Genomic DNA, 20,311 nt, shown 5'->3' with positions numbered 1-20,311 from the left:
CACTCCTTTCGTCGATGATAAAGAACATAATTTATAAACAGCTTCTTTCCGATTCCGCCGTTTACGGGGCCGGGATGGTTTCTATCAAAGCTATCTCCTTTCTCACACTCCCAATTTACACACGCATTTTCTCCCCCGAGCAGTTTGGTGCTATTGAGATGCTTAGTATTATAGGAACTTTCATAGCCTTAATCATGAATTCCGGAATGGACTCAGCCCAAAGCTACTACTTCATGGAGGCCAAAAATAAAAACAACTATGATATAAGAGATATAACAACCGCTGTTCTTCAATACAGACTTGTTTCCGGCGTATTAATCATAGGTGTTGTTTCTGCCCTGTCTCCATTTATTATCGACTTCAGTTTCGACACGAATATCGAAGTAAAACTGCTACTGATCGCTGTTATTTCAATTTTTTTTGCAAACCTTGTTAATCAGAGTCTCGAGATATTCAGACTTATTTATAAACCGTATCAGTATATTGGGCTGTCTCTTTTCCAAACATTAGGAAACATAGGCTTCATCCTCTACTTCAGCTATGTAAAGAATATGGGTGTTTCCGGATATTTCTGGGGATCCGTGTGCGGCTCATTTGCTGCCCTTATAACCGGATGGTTTGCTACCAGAGAATACAGGCACTGGAGCAGATTTGAAGTAAGGCTTTGGGGGATTCTGCTGAGATTCGGACTCCCACTTGTTCCAGCAGGGCTTATGATGTGGATAATGAGAGCCAGCGATCGTTGGTTTGTAATGAATATGCTAAGTTCTGCTGATGTGGGTATATACGCCGTAGCGGCAAGATTCTCTGCGATTATGATTGTTTCTGTTGAAGTATTCCGTAAGGCAGTGTGGCCAATTGCCATGGATATGCTTCACAAAGATGACGGACCAAAATTCTTTTCAAATGTGTCTACAGCCTACATACTTGCAGGTTCTGTGCTAAGTATTGCTTTTACAGCCTTGTCCCCCTTTATAATAAAACTTCTCGCCGCACCTGAATATTTCGAAAGCTGGAAGGTTCTTGGCATACTCAGCTGGGTCTCTGTTTTTTACGGGTTTTACCTCTTTAGCGGTATCGGTTTCTTCTCAAGCAGGAGAACATATCTGACCCTATACTCATACGCAACCGGAACCGTTGTGAACCTGATTCTTAATTATTTTCTGATTAGAGCCATAGGTATAGAAGGTGCTGCCTATTCCACAGCTATAGGCCTACTCACAGCCAACATAACATCGATAATACTCGGAAGAAAGCTGTACTCGATCAAGTGGCGCTATGGAATACTTGCAACTTGCATCACTGCAGGACTGCTCTTTACATGGTTTTACACAAAACTTAATTTCGCTTGGATTACCTAAGACTGTCTCTGAGTAAGAAATAGAGCTTGAGCAACCTAGAATCTATTCGGGATATACTGTAATAATCCTTACGAACAGAACCGAAGCTCCGGAAGAAGCTTTCGATATTCTTATCCATAGACCCTTCAAAATCGAACTCCTCAACCTTACCGTGATAATGCCTGACAGCCTCTCGAATTATCAGGGAACCTGCTCCGCTGTTTCGGTACTCAGGATCGGCGCCACTTACAAGGTAATAACAGCTCATGGAATCATGAACAAAAAGTGCCCCCGCCACAGGATGCTGATCCTTATAAGCAATGAACATCTCGGCTGAATCATTCTCTATACAGGCATCGTACACCCTTTTCAAGAATTCTTTCGAATAAGGAGCGGGCATACCCTGTCGCTCATAGGTTTTCATTACAAGACTGTACAAAAGATCAACATCATCAGCTCTTTCAAGCCTACACTTACTTTCAGCTTTTCTTATCTCACTTCGCACCTTTGCGGCAAACCGTTTCTCAATTTCTTCAACTTCATTGGTCAAATCAATCACATATGTATATCGAGTCGTCTGCTCAAACCCCTCCCAATAAAAGGGTAGCCAGTTATCAAAGCTGTAGTGGAAAGTATGCCGGAAAATATCGAAGGGGGGGATATTCTCAATAAAGCTCTCGCATTTTTTCAGTCTGTAGCTCTCCCAACTGGCATCGGTATGGTTTTTCTCACGCCTTATCCATGGGCCTATAAACTGAGTCAGGGCCGGTTTTGAATAGACCTTTCTTCCATGCTTCCTGTAAAACGGGAGAGCCCAGGCAGATTCTATCCGACCGTTATTCTCATTGATAACAGCGTCCCAATCCTCCTCAACGCATGCGACATCAAGCCACCATCCTTTCTGGAAGATACGGAATCCGGACTCCTCAACACTAAGCTTTCGGTATAGATCTTTATTAAGGTGGTCCATTTACCTGTATTTCTCCAAGTAGTAATCAACTTTGTTTTTAAAGTCATTACTTAGATCTTTTCTGCCGTCAACAGGTTTAGGCATTACAAGCCCTTCCCTCTGCTTTATGCCAGTAAAATCTTCTATTTTCTCAAGCACTTTAATAGGATTGTCTAACAAATCTTCATAAAATATTGTAATGTATTGAGTATCACAATAAAGCTTGAGATCATTTATAATTCGTTTCTCGATCAAAGCCACCTGTGCAGTGACCTGCTCTAAAGGCTCTTTTGTTAAAAGACTCTCGTAGCCCTCCGGTTTGAGACTAAACCATTCATACTGGCTTCCCATAACCTTATCTCTACCTTTCAAAATCGATAAGACAGTATCGTAAATATTTCTCCTTATGAAAATAAACTTAGGATATTCTGCACTTATTTTTAACATACGTAGACGTAAACCTGCATTGAGGTTTTTAAAAATAAAAGGTCTACTAAACATATTGGACATGCTGTTAAGGTAAACATTAAGTTTTCCTATTTCTTCAGAATTTAGCGTACTCTCATCTGCTACATGCTGTTTTTCTGTTAACCAATTATACCAAAAGTCACCACATTCATTTGGCCCCCTGGGACCACCTTCTACTGTTTTCCCATATTCTGAATTAAAACCTGAATGAGGGCGATCATTAAAAAAAAGATTACTTAGATGTAATCCTATGAGGATATTTTTATGAAAAGATGCAGAAAAGTTATCAATATAACTAACATTATATGAAGAAGTCAGTAACTGATAAAGAAAAGTTGAACCTGTTCTAGGAGAACCGATAATGAATATCTGAGGATATTGGGCACTGTGGCCGTAATTATCAAGTAGCTTCTTCTCAATTAAACTGATAAGAGGAGAAGACTTATAGATAGTTTTGTTGTATATTCTTCTTAATATTTCATTCAACTTTTCGCACCATTATTTTGATACAACACAAACCTGAGCTCTTCCCCGTAATGCTCATAAATCTCAGGAAACTGCTCCCTGTCAAAAGTAATCGAACTCACCATGCTCCATTCTGAAAAAGGAAGGGGGTCTTCAATACTGCTGTTTGTGTGGTAAACAAAGTAATCTGCACTCCAATCTTCGATATTCTTCTTTATGCTCTGGATGTCACGCCCCCAGAAAGATGGTAATGAATCATCGTTGTTGCTTTTGAAAACGAGATACCAATCTGGGAGCATATGGATATCCTTCAAGGCGGCAGAGTAAAGGAAGGCTTCATATAATGTACGTAGACCAGAGAAAACAGAGTTGTAAACACCATCAGGATCATCAAAGGTAAATATAATCCGAGAACCGCTTTTAACAGGGCTAAGGAAATCTGCCACAAAATCATTAATACGGTGAATTCTGTAAGGTTTGCGTTCAGGAACAATCACGAGAGGGGCTTTGGCCTCGCTAAATTCAAGGAAAAAAGGAAGTGGATTTATCAGAATAATGAATGAGATAAATAAAGCTGGGTTGAAATGCAGGATAGTAATTACTGCACCAAGGCAAAGGGTTGGAACCATTGCAGAGGCGTTGTCTCCATACCTCATATAGGTGGACGAGTTGAGAAAGAAGAGTACCGCCATCGCCGTAAAGAGAGGGTCAAAATTCCCGGCAGTAAGATACAGAACAGCCATAAACTGAAGGTTAAGTGCTAAATAATAAACAGCTTTAGCTACAACTGAAGGTTGTTTTGCCCTTTTGTACTTCACATTCGATGAGATCACCCCTAGCCCTTTCAGGATATCGGCAAACTGCTCTCTCATCTTGCCTGCCTTCAGAAGGGGAAGAAGATGTGTCGCAATCTTCAGTGATGATGGAATAAACGCAGCAGCAGGGAGCAGTGACAGCGAAGATATCGAGGCAACGACTGTAAATACTCCAGCCGTGACCCATGCAGTAAAGCTCCCGAAACTTACCAGAAGCCAGCCGAGGGAGGCAAGCAGGTAGTTCCCCGTGTATAGCCCGTATAGCCCCATAGGGAAGAAGAGCCATCCGAGTGCGTTATAGTTTTGAAGTTCAAATGTGTTGGCATAGAACATACTGCTCAGCATTATTGCTGTTACTACAAGTAAAACTACTCCGGAGTCCACTTCTGTTGTCCATAGCATAAACATGGACAGCATCCCGAACATACCCATAAGAGGCCCTGCAGAGCCCATCCTTTCCGTTATATACAGAGAAGGGAGTGACACCTGAAAGAAACGTGAGAGTTCAAACTTTCCGTCACTAAGAATAGGAGAAGTCCCTGATCGTCCATATCTTTCAAAGTTAACAGCCTGAGTAGAATAAAAAAGCGAGTTTATGCCTCTTATAAGCCCAAACCGGTTGAATCTTTTAAGCTGACCCTCCGCCAGAACACGGCAGCTCCAGATTGCCTGGAGAAACCTGAAGGGTGTCGTAACGGCTACAATAAATGGACTCAGCAAAACACTGAGGAGACCACTCCAGCCATAACGCTCTATGAATACAGAGAATAGATGTTTCATTATTCGGATATCCCCAGCTCACCAAGGAGAAAGAGCAGCTCCCCCATCTCCTCGGCAATATCTTCACGTATCTCTCCGCCAAACTCAAGTATATCCAGACAGTGGTCCCTCACCCCCTCAATATCAGCATCCTCTTCCTTCACAAGGACAATACAGCCAGCGGAATAAAGATGAACTGCCGCATCCGCCGAGCTTCCCGTTATTGCGGCGGCGAACATCTTTCTCTCTATAAGCATAGCCTCATAATCGCCGATTCGCCGGGAGATACCCCCCGTGAGCACGATTATAGCACCCTTATGCCCGATCTTTTCGAAACGGTAGCCCTGATCTGCAATGGATACCTCCGCTCTGGAACCGGCCTGCTCCCGTGGACCCGATTCTTCGTCATAAAGGGGTTCGAGGATGATTCCGCCCCCCATGATCTCATAATCACGCACCATAACGAAACGCCCTGTATGCGGGAAATCGGTCACTGTATCAAAGGCCGCCGGTTCATCCAGCTTTATGATGCATTCGGCAACCTCGTTCCGCTCAACGGCCTTTCGCTCGCTGGAGTGGTTAAGGTCGGAGGAGTCGATAACACGCTGAATATCTGTGATCCTGCCGATTATCTTTTTGCTTCCAAGACGGAAGGTAAACTTGCCGTCAACACCGATGGGTTTCTTGCCGAGCCAGAATATGCTCGCCTTGAATGTATCCGAAACCATCGGAGGTTCCTCTGCGGCGAGGGAGACCATATCACCCCTTCTTGCATAAACAGGGTCTTCGGTGGTAAACCCTGTGGAATCCATGTATCCGGAAGACCCAAGCTCACCATCGGGGAAGGTCTCTATACTCTTGATTTTTGTTTTTGTCCCTTCGGGGCTTATGAGGATCTCGTCCCCCTTCCTGAGGACACCGCTTGTTATCCTTCCGGCAAGAATCCTCCTCTCATCCCCCTCGGAGGTGAACTTGTACACATCCTGAACGGGCATGCGGAGGGGTCTGTCAGCATAATCGCCTATACGGGTATACTGCTCCATCGCCTCGGCAACGGTATATCCGCTGTACCATGGCATATTAGTACTTTTTCTGTATACGTTGTCACCGTTTATCCCGCTTGCAGGGATGATAAACATCGGTTCAACGCCTATGCTTGAGAGGAAACGGAAGTATTCATCCCTTATCTTTGTGAAGATCTCCTCGCTGTAGTTCTCCTTGTCCATCTTGTTCACAACAACGCCGATCTGGCGTATACCGAGAAGTGAGGCCATATATCCGTGCCTGCGGGAGTTCTCACGCACCCCTTCGGAGGCATCGATAACGAGGAATGCACCGTCCGCACGGGAGGCTCCGGTGATCATGTTCTTAAGAAATTCGATGTGCCCCGGGGCATCCATAACAAGGAAGTTGCGCCCCTGTGCACCCTTATAGAAGACACGTGCGGTGTCTATTGTTATCCCTTGAGCCTGCTCAGCTTTGAATGCATCTATGAGAAAGGCATACTCCATGGGTTTTGAGTTCTTCTCACACCAGTCCTGCACCTGCTCCAGCTTACCTTCGGGGAGGTTTCCCGAATCCGCCATGAGCCTGCCCACTATGGTGCTTTTGCCGTGGTCAACATGTCCGGCAAATACAACGCTTACAACACCCTCGGCCATTACATGTACCCTTCCTTGCGGAGTGTTTCCAATCCTCCGCCGTCATCCTTATCCTGCGCCCTTCCCGAACGCTCAGCTATGTTTGAAAGCCTGCCGGAGCGAAGCTCCTCTATTATCTCATCCACATTGGAGGCATCGGACTCGATGGGTCCTGTGCAGGGCTCACAACCTAGTGAGCGGTATCGCTTCCCGTTCCTGGAGAAATAGAGGGGCACAACGGGTATGCTCTCCCTCTTGATGTATTCCCAGATGTTAAGCTCGGTCCAGTCGAGCAGGGGGTGGATGCGCACATGGGTTCCGGGTGCGAAATCTGTCTTGAACTGGCTCCAGAACTCGGGGGGTTGTTCGGATATATCCCAGTAACTGCTTGTGTTCCTGGGGGAGAAGTAGCGTTCCTTTGAGCGTGAGCCCTCCTCATCCGCCCGTATGCCTGCGATTATCCCCTGGAATGGCTCCGGTTTCGGGTCTGGAACGTACATACCTTTTGTATGGTCGAAATAGTCCCTCTCGCCGGTTCCGTCTATGGTTTTGACGAGGGCCTCTGTCTTGAGATACTTACAGCACGTAACCCTGTCCACAGCTCCATCGGGGAAGGTCTGTTTCCCTCTGAGAGCTTCCTTATTTGCCCCGACGAACATCCTGAGCTTCCAGTCACGCACAAGGTTATCCCGGAACTCGATCATCTCGGGGATCTTATAGTGGGTGTCGATATGAATGAGCGGAAAGGGCACATGGCCAAAGAAAGCCTTTCTTGTGAGCCACAGCATGACGGTGCTGTCCTTGCCGATGGACCAGAGCATACCGAGACTGCGGAAGTTTGCGTAGGCCTCACGCAGGATATATATCGCCGTGCTCTCAAGTTCGTCAAGGTGGCTGAACTCTTTATTCTGCATCGATTATCCTTCTCTTTTTAAGTTCATCTATAATAACCCGGACACACTCCGCCGGGGAAAGTTTATCTGTATCAAGAACTATCTCTGGTTTTGACGGGGTCTCATATGGGGAGTCGATACCTGTAAACTCCCTTATTTCGCCCGCTCTGGCCTTCTTGTAGAGACCCTTGGGGTCACGCTTTTCGCACTCCTCAAGGGGGCAGTTAACGTGGATTTCGAAGAAGTTTTTATCCGATGCGGCCCGTCTCGCCACATCCCTGTCCCGCCCAAAGGGGGATATGAAGGCTGTAATGACGATAAGTCCCGCACTGGCCATCAGGTTTGCCACCTCTGCAATACGGCGGATATTCTCACTCCTGTCCGTATCGGAAAAACCGAGATCGCTGTTCAGCCCCTGACGAATATTATCACCATCGAGAACGAAGGTATGGGCCTTATAATCCCTGAAAAGGGCATGATCCAGTTCTCTGGCTATGGTCGACTTACCGCTTCCGGAAAGCCCTGTAAGCCAGATTACAGCAGGGGAGTGCCCCTTTATGGAGCTTCGCTCCAGATCGCTCACCTTATGTGTTTCTGTGGTTAGATTCCTTTCCAAATCCTGCTCCGAAAGAAGTTTTAGGAAATAATCTAGCACAGGGTAAGGCAAAAATGGAAGTGTGTATTAAACTGTTTCGTTCCTGATTAGGTCTGCCATTTCATCCATCCTGATCAGCCTTTTCCCCGACTCGCATATTACATCAAGTGCACGTCTGAAATAATCGAGCTTGGTCTCGATACTGATCTGAGATCTTTCTAAACTGCATCCTCTCGTTCTGTCCAAATCCTGAGGGGCGAGGAGGTCAGCAGGATGAACAAGATAGTAGAAATACTTGTACCTCTTAAGGCAATCTCTCAGGAGGGCTTCATGCCTTTTCCACCCAAAAACAAAAGCAGTTGTGTGCCAGCAGGCCATCCGGAACTTTGCAGTGGGCAGGGGCATAGTAACCAAGCCATCCTTAACAAAGGGGGCTCTCCTGCCTAACAGCGGATTGAACCAATCCTTTCTCATAAGAATATTCTTAAAGGTTGGGCTCCCAAAATGATTCAATAGCATTTTTGCGATACTGGGATATAGAAGGAGTGTGGGAAATGAGGATGTGTCATAACTATAGCTCATCTCTTTGAGAACGCTCTGAACACGGCTTGAATTAGACCATCCCGGCGCAATAAACCCCTTTGGCTCAACACCGGTTATCTCAAATAATGCCTTATGCGACTTCTCTATCTCGTCTTTAACTCTATCGTAGGATAATGAACCAAGACTAAGGGGGTGTGACCAGGTGTGATTCCCTATCTCATGCCCTTCCTCAGCATATAGCTTCATACCTTTTCTTGAGAAATTATACTCCCCGTCCTTATCGATCAGGTATGTGCTGTACTTAAAACCATAATCCTGTGCAAACCTAAGGAACCTTTCCTGAACCACTCCATATGAAGGATCTTCATAGTTTTCAGGGAAGCCGTAGACTTCGGCTAGAGAATCGTAGTTGATATTGATTGCAGCAAAGCTCATCTAACCTTCCACCCTCCCAAAATATCACTAAGACGTACAATCTTACCCCCCTTTTTTCTAAAAACAGACAAATCCTTTCTTTCCGGGAAGCTGTAGTAGGTGTCCGGAAGCGAGCTGTCCTTTGGAACATATTCCTCATTTTTTAGCCTTTCTATAGCCTCCAAAGCCATTGAGGGATACTCTGAAAATACTGTACGATAGAACTCTATAAGGGAACCATAGCTTCTTCCAAGGTGTTTTTGAGCGAGTATTTCGCCGGTATCGATCCCCTCATCGACTTTGTGAAAAGTAAGACCGTGGGGTTCGGATTGAACAATATTCCAAATGTAGGGAAGAACGCCCTTGGATGAGGGAAGAAGCGCAGCGTGGTTGTTTATAACGCCTAACTTTGGAGCATGTATGATTGGATGCTTTAGGATATTGCCAACCATGATGAATATTACATCAACATCATTATCCTTAACCCACTCAACAACATCATGGTTATTCGGGTTTCCCCCCTTATGAACAGGGATCGAGCTGTCATTTGCAAGTCTCTCCCAGCTGTCGAAACTCCCCCTGAAACCCTCAGTCAAGGAGTAGAGACCAAGAAGGAAAAAATCGATAATACCGAATGTTTTTAAGTACCATAGAGGAATCTGAAGTCCGGTTCTTTTGCCCATCCTGTCTGGGAACATATATATGCCAGTAATTTCATACCCGGGGGGAAGCTGCTCAACAACCCTTCGCCAGGCTGGGAGTGCGAAATTTCTTTCATCACTACAAAAAACGGCAATTTTCATAATAAGCGTTCCATTACTTTACATACTTTGAGCATAGGTAATCTGCGATCACCCCGGCGGATTCATCTATGCTGTTTTTCTCTGTGTCAATAATCAGGGCGGGATTTTCAGGCTCTTCATAGGCATCGCTTACTCCTGTGAAGTTCTCTATCTCACCACGCCGGGCTTTTGCATATTTGCCGGCGGCATCCCTCGCCTCACATGCGTCCACGCCAGCCTTGATGAACACCTCCTCATAGCTCCCGCACAGCCTCTCTATCTCAGCACGCCCCTCCTTATAGGGTGAGACAAAGGAGGCCACAACGCCCCTTCCGTCCCGCTCGAACATGCTTAAGAGAAGACCTACACGCTTAAGATAGCGAAGACGTTCCTCACGACTGAAGCCCTCCTGGGGAAAGAGGGAGCGGACATCCTTGCTGTCGAACCTTTTAACGGTTACACCACGCTCGGCCATCAGCTCGGCCACACGATCGCCTATTACCGTTTTGCCTGCACAGGGGAGCCCTGTTAACAGCACAACAAAGGGCTGAACCTTCTTTATTCCGAAACCTATGCGAGACCATATCCTTTCGTGGAAGAAATAGAGAAATATCTTGGAAACAGACTCAAGCCCTCCGGCCAAAAGGGCAAGCTCAAAGCGCCCGAAGATAATATACACGATGGTGGCAGTAACAAGCGTTGCTGTAATCCGCCATGAAAAGGCTTTTATGAGTGAACGTTTCTTGGTTTCCATTATTAAACCTGTTTGATTAATCCAAAGATTTCTTGTTATGAAAGTAACGTGATGTTGCCATATGAATTGTACTGAATTTTCCGCCATGGACAACATTACCCGTCTCCGGTTTATTATCCATTTCCCTCTCTATCTCACCAGTCCTAATACTAATACGCTTATGAACAGTCATTCCCCTAACTGGTTTATTGGGGCTTATCAAAACCTTTACAATCAGCTTTTTAACTAATTCCCTCATAAAGCCGAATCTTGATATAGCTGGCAAAACAAGCCTTAAAACAGCCATTCTGAAAGGGTCCACCACCTGTCTGTTCACCTTTGCGAAGCCTGCAACTACGGTAACAGATTCACCTTCAAGGACACAACTAGAGTTCTGAAGAAACTGTGACGAGTACAGTTCCCCCGAATCAAAATAATAGGAACCGCAATCATCGACAATAAGAGAGCCAGCTTGTTTATCAAAAATTTTTACAACTCCACCCTTTGAAACCCCAATAACCGTATAGAGCATGTCTGTGGAGGCGACAAATATACCTGCATCTTGATAGAACTTGGTAAACTCTTTCTTATACGGAAGATTTTCAATACACTCCTGCACTGCTCCATATTCAGTAAACATAATTAAGTTTGAAAGCAAAGGAGCAATGTTTCCAGCGTCATAGTTAAGAGGGTACAAATAACCAAGGTATCGTTTTTTAATTTCAGCAGTTATTGAAGTAGCTGTCGAAGAGTGACTTGAAAAAAAAGAGAAACCACCGGGATAGGGTATCTCAGTATTTCTTGAGCCGTACTCTCCACCGTAACTCCCATCAGGATGGAAGAAATGTGAGCAAAACTCGATACACTTCAGTGCTATTTGTATCAGCTCTTCATCCTGTCTGAGCTCAAGGATTCTGGCTGTATAATAAAGAGCCAGAGACTGATACCCGGGATCTGCTCCTCCGTACTCTTCAAGCCACCCTTCTGAATTTGAAGCCTTTTTTACTACACCGGTATAGTAGTCACCTCTATCTTCATATTCTGGACCTTCATCAAAGGTTTTATGGAAATAATAAAGCGAAGCTGCTGTACCAAGTAGATGGTTTGATATAATGCCATGCGTTTCATCGTTCCTCATCAAATAATCTGCCATAGGCTTACAGCACAAATAGAACTCCCTTCTCTCCTCTTCATCCAAATGGACAGATATTGTTCTATACGCAAGGATAATATCAAGAAGAAGAAACCCTGTACCTGCATGACTGCTTTCATAGGGGTATGCCTGATTTACAGAACCGTTATCGTTCAATATTGAGCGGGTAAATCTCAGAATAGATAAAATAATCCCCTTTTCGTCAAGACTCAAAGATTCCGTATTTTTCATGATATACGCTAAAGGGTATATAAACCTCTGGAGTGTTGCATCCGGAAAGTCTTTAATTTTCCAAGCCCAGTGGAGTCTATCACAGCAGCCAACAGTTTTGGAGAGGGGGTCTCGGTCTATATTACTCATCAGATAAGGGTAGGTGTCTTTTATCAACTTTAATGAATCATCCATCTATGAATGTCCTGTACCATAATTCCAGATTAAGAGCCCCCCACAGATCCCTTGAGAAACGGTTTGATGCGTTGAGCTGCTCCTCCACCGCTTCGGTGTTTATGATACCCCTCCGCTTTGCAGTTTCACCCGTAAGGATATCCATAACATACTCCCTCAAAGGCCCTGTAAACCATTCGGAGATCGGCGTCGGGAATCCCATTTTATCCTTCCTCTCCACAATCTCATTGGGGAGCAGGTTCTTGACAGCCTTCAGGAGGATGGACTTCGCCTTACCGTTGTTGAATTTGAAGAGCGGCGGCATCTTAGCGGCCATCTCCGCAATACGGTAATCGAGCAGAGGAACCCTCGATTCAAGGGAAACCGCCATGCTCATCCTGTCCTCAACCTGTAGAAGCCCCGGTAGAAGGGTCTTTGTATCGAAATAGGTCATCCGGTTGAAGTAGGAACCAAGACCCTCACGGTTGAAAATATCGCTGAAAAGACCGAACATAGCCTCACTGTCCACACCTTCAAGAAAACCCTCATCGTAAACCTTATGGAGATTGGGGGAACGGTTCACAAGGGCATAGTAACGCCTGTCCATCTCCTCAAAAAGCCCGCTTCCGAACTGCTGCTTTATCATCGGCATATACTGCTTAAGCATCGGCAGGCTGTCTACAATGGTTTTGAGCGTTACGACATAATAGCCGTCCTGGGTCCCGTTTATGGCACCCTTCAGGCACTGTTCAAGGTATGCAACGATATACCTGGCATAGCCGCCGAAAAGCTCATCACCCCCCTGACCGCCGAGAACAACCTTGACGTTCTCCGAAGCCAGCTTCGAAACCATATACTGGGGGAAAACACCAGGCCCTGCCACGGGGAAGTCCATATGATATACGAGCTTCTCAAAATCACGCTCGAAGTCTGTATGCTCAGGCCATATCTCGAAATGCCGGCTCTGTATCTTGTCGCTAACTATACGGGCGTAGTGCGTTTCGTCGTATAACGGGGATTCGTGGAACCCCCCGCTGAAGGTGGAGATACTTCCCGGAAAGCTTTTAGCGGCAAGTACTGCCACCGTACTTGAATCGAGACCTCCGCTGAGGTATGAACCCACAGGAACATCCGAGCGCATCTGGATCGAGAGTGAGTTTTCCAGCAGAACAAGCAGCTCCGAGGCGAACTCATCCTCGCTCTTGTCATAATCAACAACGAAGTCCAGCCGCCAGAACTCCTTCTTCTCTTTAACTTTCCCTTTCTCCACAATCATATAGGACGCAGGCTCCAGAGCCTGAATATCCTTGAAAAGGGTATCCCCGTTCATCATAAGCTGATAGGTGAGATACTGGGATACTGCGCTTTCGTTTGCCTCTGCCTCGACCTCGGGGTGTGCCAGAATACTCTTGATCTCTGAGGCAAAGACAAAAGACTCGGAACCTTCGTAATAATACAGCGGCTTAATACCGAAATGATCCCTTGCCAGAAACATCGTATCCGTCTGTCTATCGAGCACAGCAAAGGCGAACATCCCGTTCAGATAAGCGAGACACTCCTTGCCGTAGTTGGCGTAAAGTTTGAGCAGGACCTCTGTGTCCGAATGGGTGGAGAAGCTTTCGCCATCCTGAACCAGCTTCTGCCTCAGTTCCAGATAGTTGTATATCTCGCCGTTGAATATAATCGTGTAACGTCCGTCGGGGGTCTGCATCGGCTGTTTTGCATTGGCAATATCGATGATGGCAAGACGCTGGTGGCCAAGGGCGTGGTTATTGTGGAAGAAGGTGCCGGAATCGTCGGGCCCCCTGTGGCGTATCCTCTCCATCATCGGATAGAGAACCTCCTCAGAATAACCCCTTTCGCTATAAAAACCGGTTATCCCGCACACATCAGCCCCCTATCTGGCAAATGGTTGTACGGCGTTTTGCGTATTTGTTGTAGACGTTAACCGCCTCTTCGGGGTCCTTTCTGTATATCTCGGCAAGGTGCTTATAGAATGGGCGCCAGCCTCCGAAGGGCCAGTGATACAGGATAGCCATAGAGAAGTAGCCGAGGGTGGTGATACTGCTTATCATCTTGCTGGGGCTTGCTTTTTGATCATACCGGAGCACGAAGGGCACCTCTGCGAAGGAGCACCCCATAAGCTTGAGCTTAACGATTATCTCAAGGGTGGAGGTGAAACCAAGCCCTTTCAGCTGAATGAAGCTGTTTCCGAATATGCCCACTGCATATTTCAATGCTTTGACACGATAAGCCCGGAATCCGCATGAGTAATCCCGCACACCCTTGATGTTAAACATAACAGCCATGAACAGGTTTGCCATGTAGCTGATGAAGGATCGATAGCTGTTTACCCCCATCTGACCGCCACCTTTACGGAAGCGTGAGGTATTTACAACATCGTACCCCTCCTGAACTTTCTTTATCATGCTGAGGATATAATGGGGTTCATGGGTGTCATCGCAGTCCATACGGATGGCAATATCATCATCACTCCCATGCTCTGAAACGTACTCAAACAGATCCCGCTCTGTCTCGCCCAGTCCTCTGTTAATCTCATGGCGAAGGATAACAAGGGGGTAGTCCCCTTTAACACCCTCAAGGACACAGAATGTATCGTCACTGCTGCCGTCATCAAGGGCGACTATACTGTAGTCAAAGCCCTCCTGTTTCATATACTTATCTATCTTTGGAAACATAAGGGGGATGGAATCCTCTTCGTTGAACGCGGGGAGCAGAATCCATATCTTCATAATATACCTTCCTTATAAGGTTTAGCAAAAATCTATCATAACATATCGGTGTTGCCAATATAAGCCTCTATACTCATATATATTGCGTCGCAACGTATACTCACAGGTTTTTTTTCACAAAAAGCACTTATCTTTATCCCGCTTTTAAGCTATATAAACTCCATGAAGATCGTAACGGTGGTGGGGGCAAGACCCCAGTTTGTTAAGGTAGCAGTTGTAAGCCGAGCTCTAAAGGAAGCGGGGCTTGTGCATGAGGATATTATCCATACCGGACAGCATTTCGATAAGAACATGTCCGACATATTCTTCCATGAGATGGAGATTCCCAAGCCCACAGTTAATCTAGATATCCACGGGCTTGCCCAGGGGGCCATGACCGGCAGGATGCTTGAAGGGCTGGAACAGGAGCTTATCCGCCTTAAGCCCGATGCTGTGCTTGTATATGGGGACACAAACTCAACGCTGGCCGGAGCACTCGCCGCCTCGAAGCTCCATATTCCGGTGGCACATGTAGAGGCCGGCCTCAGAAGCTTCAACACAGCTATGCCCGAGGAGATAAACCGCATCCTCACCGACCGTATAAGCACGCACCTCTATGCACCCACAGAAACCGCCGTTATGAACCTCGCCTCCGAAGGTTATCTTGACATGGACTGTACTGTTTTCCAGACTGGTGATGTCATGTACGATGCTGTTCTCCACTATAAACCAAGGATGGTAAAGCCTGACAATGTTGGCACAGAAGACTTTCTCCTGTGCACTATACACCGCCAGGAAAACACAGACCATCCGGAAAGGCTGAACTCCATCTTCAAGGCTCTCAGGGAGATCGCAACCGAACGTCCCGTTATTTTGCCCATGCACCCCAGAACCAGAGGGAAGGTGGACGATGAACTTATGGAGGGGCTTAGCATCATCGAGCCGGTGGGGTACTTCCAGATGCTTTGGCTCCTTGAGAACTCCTCCATGGTGCTTACAGACAGCGGCGGACTGCAGAAGGAGGCCTATTTCTTCAATAAGCCCTGCATAACAGTAAGGGATGAAACGGAATGGACCGAGCTTGTGGACGGTGGAGCAAACGTTGTGGCCGGAGCCGAGAGAGAAGCGATTCTGGAGGCGTACCATAACTTCGCTTCGTCAAAACAAACCTTCAGGGAGGGGCTATACGGAGACGGAAAGGCCGGAGAGCATATAGCGGAGCTAATCCAGTCTATCTAACCTGCCTGCCTATCGTACCCCCCTTTTAATCCGGCCTGCTTGCCGAGGAAGATTCCGGCGATAAGCATGATAAGAAACTCTGAATGGAAGAAGTAGTGGGCGTTCAGAAGAAACCCCATGATCTCAACTCCGGTAAAGTTCATGAGTGTTGCAAGCCCTATACCAAAGACAAGCCTGTCATCAACATCGTAACGTACATACATAACACGCTTTCTAAGGAAGAAAACGGTCCATATCTGGTAAACGACATAGAAGAACAGGGCAAAAACACCCCCTTCCACGAACATAAGCAGATAGTCGTTGTGGGCGGCAACACCCAAAACTCCGGATATTTCATAGAAGAACTCGTTGAACCCTCCCATGCCTATCCCCGTCCAGAATTCTGATGAACTCAGCCCCTGAAAGCTGTCCTGAATGATCGTAAGGCGATAGTTGGTGGACGGGTCAAGCTCCTCCATGCTGAATAGCTCCTTCAGCCTCGGAAAGAGGTCGGTGTTCAGAATAGTATACACCAGCCCTGAAAGCACCGCTCCGCCGGCGATTATGACCCTTAGCTTCTTAAGGAAGGACCTTCCCGCAAGGAGGTGGGCAGCGTACAGGGATGCAAAAAACGCAATGGTCAGCATCCTTGATCTCGCCAGAAGCATAAAGACGAGACCGGACAAAAACAGGAACCTTGCAAATAGCCTGAATAGGGGGTCCAAAGGCCTTTTCAATGTCACATTAAGCATGTACCCGCACAGAACGAATAGCAAAAGAGCGTAGCCGAGCTGGTGATGGTTGAAATGCCCTGCCACACGGTAAGCACCGTTCTTGAACTGCACACTCCCCGTGGCTATTTCCCAGAGTCCCCCCAGAACTGCCACAATTAGCATCAGCATAACTGCGAGGTCCACCACCCGAAAGGAGCTTCGCCCCCGCTTTGCCAGATACCACGAATTATATAGAACAAGGAGATAGCCGAAAAATCTTAGGAAACTGGGCGCCCACTCTGAAAGTGAGTTTTTTGCAATGGAGACAGCAGTCATCCAGAATAGGATAAAGAATAGTATATATACCGGAACGAAACGCCCCGGGATGTGCAGACCGTTCACTCCGGCAACTAGTATATTGAAATAGAAGATGAGGGCGATAAAGCCCATGTTTACTATACGCTCATCCACCCCGGAGAGGTTTGAAAGGATATAGCTAAAGGATGAAATTACGAGGAGGAAGGCCATGGAGCCGTAGTAGAGCCCCTCCCCGATCATCGGTTTATGGTTTAAGGAAGCGATTTCTCCCACTCCCAGGCTGTGCTGATTATCTTGTCCAGGCTGTCATGCTTAGGAACCCACCCAAGCACCTTACGAGCCTTTGAGCTGTCCGCCACCAATGCTGCGGGGTCACCCTCCCGGCGTTCCCCCTCAACGGTTTCGAAACAGTCGCCAAGGACACTGTAGCCGCTGTCGATAACCTGACGAACGGAATACCCTTTCCCGTAGCCCAGATTGAATACATCGCTGGAGCCGCCGTCATCTAGGTATGCCATGGCATCAAGATGAGCCGAGGCCAGATCTGCCACATGGATATAATCCCGAACGCATGTACCGTCCTCCGTGGGATAGTCCGTACCGAAGATACTCATCCGCTCGATCTCACCCTTGGCCGCCTTAACCAGCCTGACGATAAGATGGCTGGCATTCTCTGTGCGCAGTCCCAGTTTTCCGTCGGGGTCAGCGCCAGCCACGTTGAAATAGCGAAGGGAGACAAAGCGTATACCCGATGCCTCTGTACTCTCCTCCAGAACCTTCTCCACAAGCATCTTGGATGTCCCGTAGGGGTTAATCGGTGCTAAGGGCTCATCCTCCGTTATCGGATTATTCTCCGGCTGGCCGTAGACTGCGGCTGTGGATGAGAATATGAATTTGTCCACACCGCACTCCTTCATGGCACCAAGGAGGTTTATGCTGTTGCGTGTGTTGTTTGTGAAATATTTGAGAGGATCACGAACCGATTCATCCACCCGGATAGATGCGGCGAAATGCATAACCGCATCGGGGGTAAAATCCCCCATAACACGGTTAAGCTTATCCATGTCTGCCAAATCCCCTTCAACAAGCTCACCATAAAGAACGGAGCTCCTGTGACCGGTGGATAGATTGTCATATACAAGAATATCGTGCCCGGCCTCACCGAGCTGTTTAACAACATGGGAGCCGATGTACCCAGCCCCCCCTGAAACAAATACCTTCATTTAACCAACCACACACATTGTATTTAGAAAGGGGGCCAGGCCCCGGTTATTTAGTTCATATACATGTCAAGCTTAAACTTATGCCAAACAGCCTGACAGTATTTGTTCTTCTCTTTCTCTTTAGCCGCCATCAAAAGAAGATCTGCAGCCTTCTCAAGGTCCTTTTCAACACCCCAGCCCTCGGCATACATCCTACCCAGATTGCAATAGGAGCGCTTCAGGCCTTGCTCCGCCGAGAGTTCATAAAGCCCGAGAGCTTTATCATAGCTCTGCTCAACTCCGCCTGTGGCGTTCTCATACATGTTCGCCGCCATGAAAGAGCTTCTCGCATGCCCAGCCTTAGAACCCTTAAGGAACCATTTAAGGGCGACATCATAATCCTTCTTAAAGCCCTGACCGTTAAAGAACATTCCACCGATGTTGTAGTAAGCATCGGGATTCCCCTGCTTTGCGGCCTTTTCATACATCATATAGGCAACATCGTAACGGTCCTCTGCCATTGCCCTGGAGCCTTCCTTGATATAGTCCACGCAGAAAAGCCCCCCCGAACAAAGGATTGCTAATAACACGGACACAGTCTGTACCATTCATTTTCCTCCAATGGTAATAGTATTTATGACCCTTTCGAGCCGTTATTTCTTTTGGAAAGATAGTGCATAACAATGGCTATGAGGAACGCCGCCGCTGCAACGAGAATCACGAAAACACCGCTGAACACAACAAACTTTTTAGGGTTAACACCGTGGGCGGTGTCGTTGCGCATATCCGTTTCGATGAAATAAAGCTCCTTGCTTGCATTCACATTCTTGTTAACTATCTCATTGTAGAGGACTCTAATCTCACTGATGGATTCCATGAGAAGAACACGCATCTCATCGAAACGTTCTCTTATCATGAGGTCGATGTCCTCGCCCCCCCTGTTATCTTCCTCCAGGCCTTCGAGAATATTCTCATATATCTTGATACTCTTTTCGTATGATATTGAATCAAGCCTCTCCTCAACGGCCTTATCAAGAAGCTCCTTCTTGTATTGAAGTTTTTTATCCGTTGTGGCGAGGTTTATTATATTATCGATAAAGCTCTGGTCCAGCTGGGGGATCATTGCAGGAAAGCCGTTTTCACCAGCACCCGCCTGGGGCTGAACTCCACCCCTCTGCTCATTCTCGTATCTCTCCACAGCCTTCTCATAGGACTCGGCTCTGTCCATAACAGCCTCGTACTCTATCTTTGCCTGGAACGCCTGCTCCTCAAGATAGAGCCTGATAAACTCGGGATTCTTGTTCAGACCGAGTGAGGTGATATATTTCAGAAGCGGATTAAGTCTGAAATTAAGCGCATTCTCGAGCTTGATCCGTATCTCCGGCAGGGTCAAACCACTTTCGGGGGATGATATCTTCTTACCGCTCGGGAGATCGATTATCTCCTTAATATTCTCGAGCACAACGTTATAGGTAGAACGGAGCATATCAACTGCGATAACATACTCCTCCTTATCTATGAGATCCTTCTCAATAACGATATCATCGCTGAAAATATTGACGGGATACTCAAGGTACCCGTTCTCCTTCGCCTTCTGAGCCCAGCGGTCAAGTATGTCGTGGAGAAACTTGTCCTTAAGCTCATCAGGCATAGCCTTCATGGGGTTTTTCGGGTTCATGTACAGGAGCCTCAGATCGAGGATACCCGAATTATCCACGAGGAACTGCATCGTCTTCTGGGCCTCCTCCTTCTGCTCAAAGGTGGCCTTCCTGTCCACAAGCACCTGCTGAAGCTCTATAAGTCTGCGCTTTTTCTCTATAGGCATACGTGGTTCGACATACACAGCACTCCTGAAGGTTTCGAAGGTGATATACTCATCCAGACTGTTCAGTGTGTAGACTTCCCTGAGAATATCGGCGGAGGTAATGTCAGTTGTATCAAACTTGGTCACGCCATCGGGATAAAGATTCTGATTAAATTTCTCTGACTCAAGCCTGAAATCCGTATAGGAGCTTGTAACTGTCTTGGTAAGATAGATATATGAGAAAGCCGCAAGACAGAGCAGGATAGCCGCTCCGACTGAGGCTATGATAGGCTTAATATATTTCCCAAGTGCGCTGAACACCTGCAGGATATCGATTTCATCGTTTCTGTTGTTTTCGGGGGTCATTGTTTTCACCTGTACAAAATAATTA

18 protein-coding genes are annotated in these 20,311 nt (G+C 46.8%); 2 read left to right on the top strand and 16 right to left on the bottom strand.

Annotated elements, in window-relative coordinates; genetic code table 11:
* Positions 1–14 precede the first annotated feature (14 nt).
* The gene (locus K300_RS0110365; protein ID WP_022851604.1) at positions 15–1,361 is read left to right on the top strand and encodes a lipopolysaccharide biosynthesis protein; all 1,347 of its coding nucleotides are present in this window, start codon (positions 15–17) and stop codon (positions 1,359–1,361) included.
* Here K300_RS0110365 and K300_RS0110360 read toward each other — a convergent pair.
* The 12 genes from K300_RS0110360 to K300_RS15365 all read right to left on the bottom strand — a co-directional run bounded on the left by K300_RS0110360 (position 1,354) and on the right by K300_RS15365 (position 14,686).
* The gene (locus tag K300_RS0110360; protein ID WP_022851603.1) at positions 1,354–2,310 is read right to left on the bottom strand and encodes a GNAT family N-acetyltransferase; all 957 of its coding nucleotides are present in this window, start codon (positions 2,308–2,310) and stop codon (positions 1,354–1,356) included. The two genes, K300_RS0110365 and K300_RS0110360, sit on opposite strands and share 8 nt — an antisense overlap.
* On the bottom strand, positions 2,311–3,243 hold the full coding sequence (locus tag K300_RS0110355; protein ID WP_022851602.1) for a sulfotransferase family protein: 933 nt from the start codon (positions 3,241–3,243) through the stop codon (positions 2,311–2,313).
* Positions 3,240–4,817 (bottom strand): hypothetical protein, encoded by a 1,578-nt coding sequence (locus K300_RS0110350; protein WP_022851601.1) that lies wholly within the window; start codon positions 4,815–4,817, stop codon positions 3,240–3,242. The genes K300_RS0110355 and K300_RS0110350 overlap by 4 nt, the downstream gene beginning before the upstream one ends.
* Positions 4,817–6,457: a sulfate adenylyltransferase subunit 1 gene (locus tag K300_RS15375; protein WP_022851600.1), complete on the bottom strand. Its 1,641-nt coding sequence runs from the start codon at positions 6,455–6,457 to the stop codon at positions 4,817–4,819. Before K300_RS15375 ends, K300_RS0110350 begins: the two co-directional genes overlap by 1 nt.
* Positions 6,457–7,350 (bottom strand): sulfate adenylyltransferase subunit CysD, encoded by an 894-nt coding sequence (gene cysD / locus K300_RS0110340; RefSeq protein ID WP_022851599.1) that lies wholly within the window; start codon positions 7,348–7,350, stop codon positions 6,457–6,459. The genes K300_RS15375 and cysD overlap by 1 nt, the downstream gene beginning before the upstream one ends.
* On the bottom strand, positions 7,340–7,945 hold the full coding sequence (cysC, locus tag K300_RS0110335) for an adenylyl-sulfate kinase (protein ID WP_022851598.1): 606 nt from the start codon (positions 7,943–7,945) through the stop codon (positions 7,340–7,342). Before cysC (K300_RS0110335) ends, cysD begins: the two co-directional genes overlap by 11 nt.
* Before the next feature lie 66 nt (positions 7,946–8,011).
* Positions 8,012–8,902 (bottom strand): polysaccharide deacetylase family protein, encoded by an 891-nt coding sequence (locus tag K300_RS0110330; protein ID WP_022851597.1) that lies wholly within the window; start codon positions 8,900–8,902, stop codon positions 8,012–8,014.
* Positions 8,899–9,684 carry a formyltransferase family protein gene (locus K300_RS0110325; protein WP_022851596.1) on the bottom strand — a complete coding sequence of 262 codons (786 nt, stop codon included), beginning with the start codon at positions 9,682–9,684 and terminating at the stop codon, positions 8,899–8,901. The genes K300_RS0110330 and K300_RS0110325 overlap by 4 nt, the downstream gene beginning before the upstream one ends.
* A 13-nt stretch (positions 9,685–9,697) precedes the next feature.
* Positions 9,698–10,417, bottom strand: a complete 720-nt coding sequence (cysC, locus tag K300_RS15370; RefSeq protein ID WP_022851595.1) for an adenylyl-sulfate kinase — start codon at positions 10,415–10,417, stop codon at positions 9,698–9,700.
* 16 nt (positions 10,418–10,433) lie between these two features.
* Positions 10,434–11,954, bottom strand: coding sequence for an ulvan lysase-like protein (locus K300_RS0110315; RefSeq protein ID WP_022851594.1), 1,521 nt, complete (start codon positions 11,952–11,954; stop codon positions 10,434–10,436).
* Positions 11,947–13,821, bottom strand: coding sequence for an asparagine synthase (glutamine-hydrolyzing) (gene asnB, locus K300_RS0110310; RefSeq protein WP_022851593.1), 1,875 nt, complete (start codon positions 13,819–13,821; stop codon positions 11,947–11,949). Before asnB ends, K300_RS0110315 begins: the two co-directional genes overlap by 8 nt.
* 1 nt (position 13,822) lies before the next feature.
* Positions 13,823–14,686, bottom strand: coding sequence for a glycosyltransferase (locus tag K300_RS15365; protein ID WP_022851592.1), 864 nt, complete (start codon positions 14,684–14,686; stop codon positions 13,823–13,825).
* A gap of 162 nt (positions 14,687–14,848) precedes the next feature.
* Here K300_RS15365 and wecB point away from each other — a divergent pair, with 162 nt between their 5' ends.
* A complete protein-coding gene (wecB, locus tag K300_RS0110300; RefSeq protein WP_022851591.1) occupies positions 14,849–15,904 on the top strand; it encodes a non-hydrolyzing UDP-N-acetylglucosamine 2-epimerase in 1,056 nt (351 codons plus the stop codon).
* Here the strand turns inward: wecB and K300_RS0110295 are convergent.
* The 4 genes from K300_RS0110295 to K300_RS15355 are packed head-to-tail and all read right to left on the bottom strand — an operon-like array spanning position 15,901 to position 20,286.
* A complete protein-coding gene (locus K300_RS0110295; protein ID WP_155827594.1) occupies positions 15,901–17,187 on the bottom strand; it encodes an O-antigen ligase family protein in 1,287 nt (428 codons plus the stop codon). The two genes, wecB and K300_RS0110295, sit on opposite strands and share 4 nt — an antisense overlap.
* Positions 17,166–18,137, bottom strand: coding sequence for a UDP-glucose 4-epimerase GalE (gene galE, locus K300_RS0110290; protein WP_022851589.1), 972 nt, complete (start codon positions 18,135–18,137; stop codon positions 17,166–17,168). The genes K300_RS0110295 and galE overlap by 22 nt, the downstream gene beginning before the upstream one ends.
* 50 nt (positions 18,138–18,187) lie before the next feature.
* Positions 18,188–18,724 (bottom strand): tetratricopeptide repeat protein, encoded by a 537-nt coding sequence (locus K300_RS15360; protein WP_081646958.1) that lies wholly within the window; start codon positions 18,722–18,724, stop codon positions 18,188–18,190.
* Positions 18,725–18,750: 26 nt separating this feature from the next.
* Positions 18,751–20,286 carry a hypothetical protein gene (locus K300_RS15355; protein ID WP_022851587.1) on the bottom strand — a complete coding sequence of 512 codons (1,536 nt, stop codon included), beginning with the start codon at positions 20,284–20,286 and terminating at the stop codon, positions 18,751–18,753.
* Between the last annotated feature and the right edge of the window lie 25 nt (positions 20,287–20,311).

Source organism: Limisalsivibrio acetivorans (genome assembly GCF_000421105.1).
Lineage (GTDB): Bacteria > Chrysiogenota > Deferribacteres > Deferribacterales > Geovibrionaceae > Limisalsivibrio > Limisalsivibrio acetivorans.
The sequence above is the reverse complement of the archived record's forward strand: the minus strand, read 5'-3'. Positions and strand labels throughout refer to the sequence as shown.

What these genes read in the sequence shown, in the direction of transcription:
- K300_RS15360 (WP_081646958.1), bottom strand. Translation starts at nt 18,724, where the DNA reads ATGGTACAGACTGTGTCCGTGTTATTAGCAATCCTTTGTTCGGGGGGG.
- K300_RS0110360 (WP_022851603.1), bottom strand. Translation starts at nt 2,310, where the DNA reads ATGGACCACCTTAATAAAGATCTATACCGAAAGCTTAGTGTTGAGGAG.
- galE (WP_022851589.1), bottom strand. Translation starts at nt 18,137, where the DNA reads ATGAAGGTATTTGTTTCAGGGGGGGCTGGGTACATCGGCTCCCATGTT.
- cysD (WP_022851599.1), bottom strand. Translation starts at nt 7,350, where the DNA reads ATGCAGAATAAAGAGTTCAGCCACCTTGACGAACTTGAGAGCACGGCG.
- K300_RS15365 (WP_022851592.1), bottom strand. Translation starts at nt 14,686, where the DNA reads ATGAAGATATGGATTCTGCTCCCCGCGTTCAACGAAGAGGATTCCATC.
- K300_RS0110325 (WP_022851596.1), bottom strand. Translation starts at nt 9,684, where the DNA reads ATGAAAATTGCCGTTTTTTGTAGTGATGAAAGAAATTTCGCACTCCCA.
- K300_RS0110350 (WP_022851601.1), bottom strand. Translation starts at nt 4,817, where the DNA reads ATGAAACATCTATTCTCTGTATTCATAGAGCGTTATGGCTGGAGTGGT.
- K300_RS15355 (WP_022851587.1), bottom strand. Translation starts at nt 20,286, where the DNA reads ATGACCCCCGAAAACAACAGAAACGATGAAATCGATATCCTGCAGGTG.
- K300_RS0110365 (WP_022851604.1), top strand. Translation starts at nt 15, where the DNA reads ATGATAAAGAACATAATTTATAAACAGCTTCTTTCCGATTCCGCCGTT.
- cysC (WP_022851595.1), bottom strand. Translation starts at nt 10,417, where the DNA reads ATGGAAACCAAGAAACGTTCACTCATAAAAGCCTTTTCATGGCGGATT.
- K300_RS0110315 (WP_022851594.1), bottom strand. Translation starts at nt 11,954, where the DNA reads ATGGATGATTCATTAAAGTTGATAAAAGACACCTACCCTTATCTGATG.
- wecB (WP_022851591.1), top strand. Translation starts at nt 14,849, where the DNA reads ATGAAGATCGTAACGGTGGTGGGGGCAAGACCCCAGTTTGTTAAGGTA.
- K300_RS15375 (WP_022851600.1), bottom strand. Translation starts at nt 6,457, where the DNA reads ATGGCCGAGGGTGTTGTAAGCGTTGTATTTGCCGGACATGTTGACCAC.
- K300_RS0110330 (WP_022851597.1), bottom strand. Translation starts at nt 8,902, where the DNA reads ATGAGCTTTGCTGCAATCAATATCAACTACGATTCTCTAGCCGAAGTC.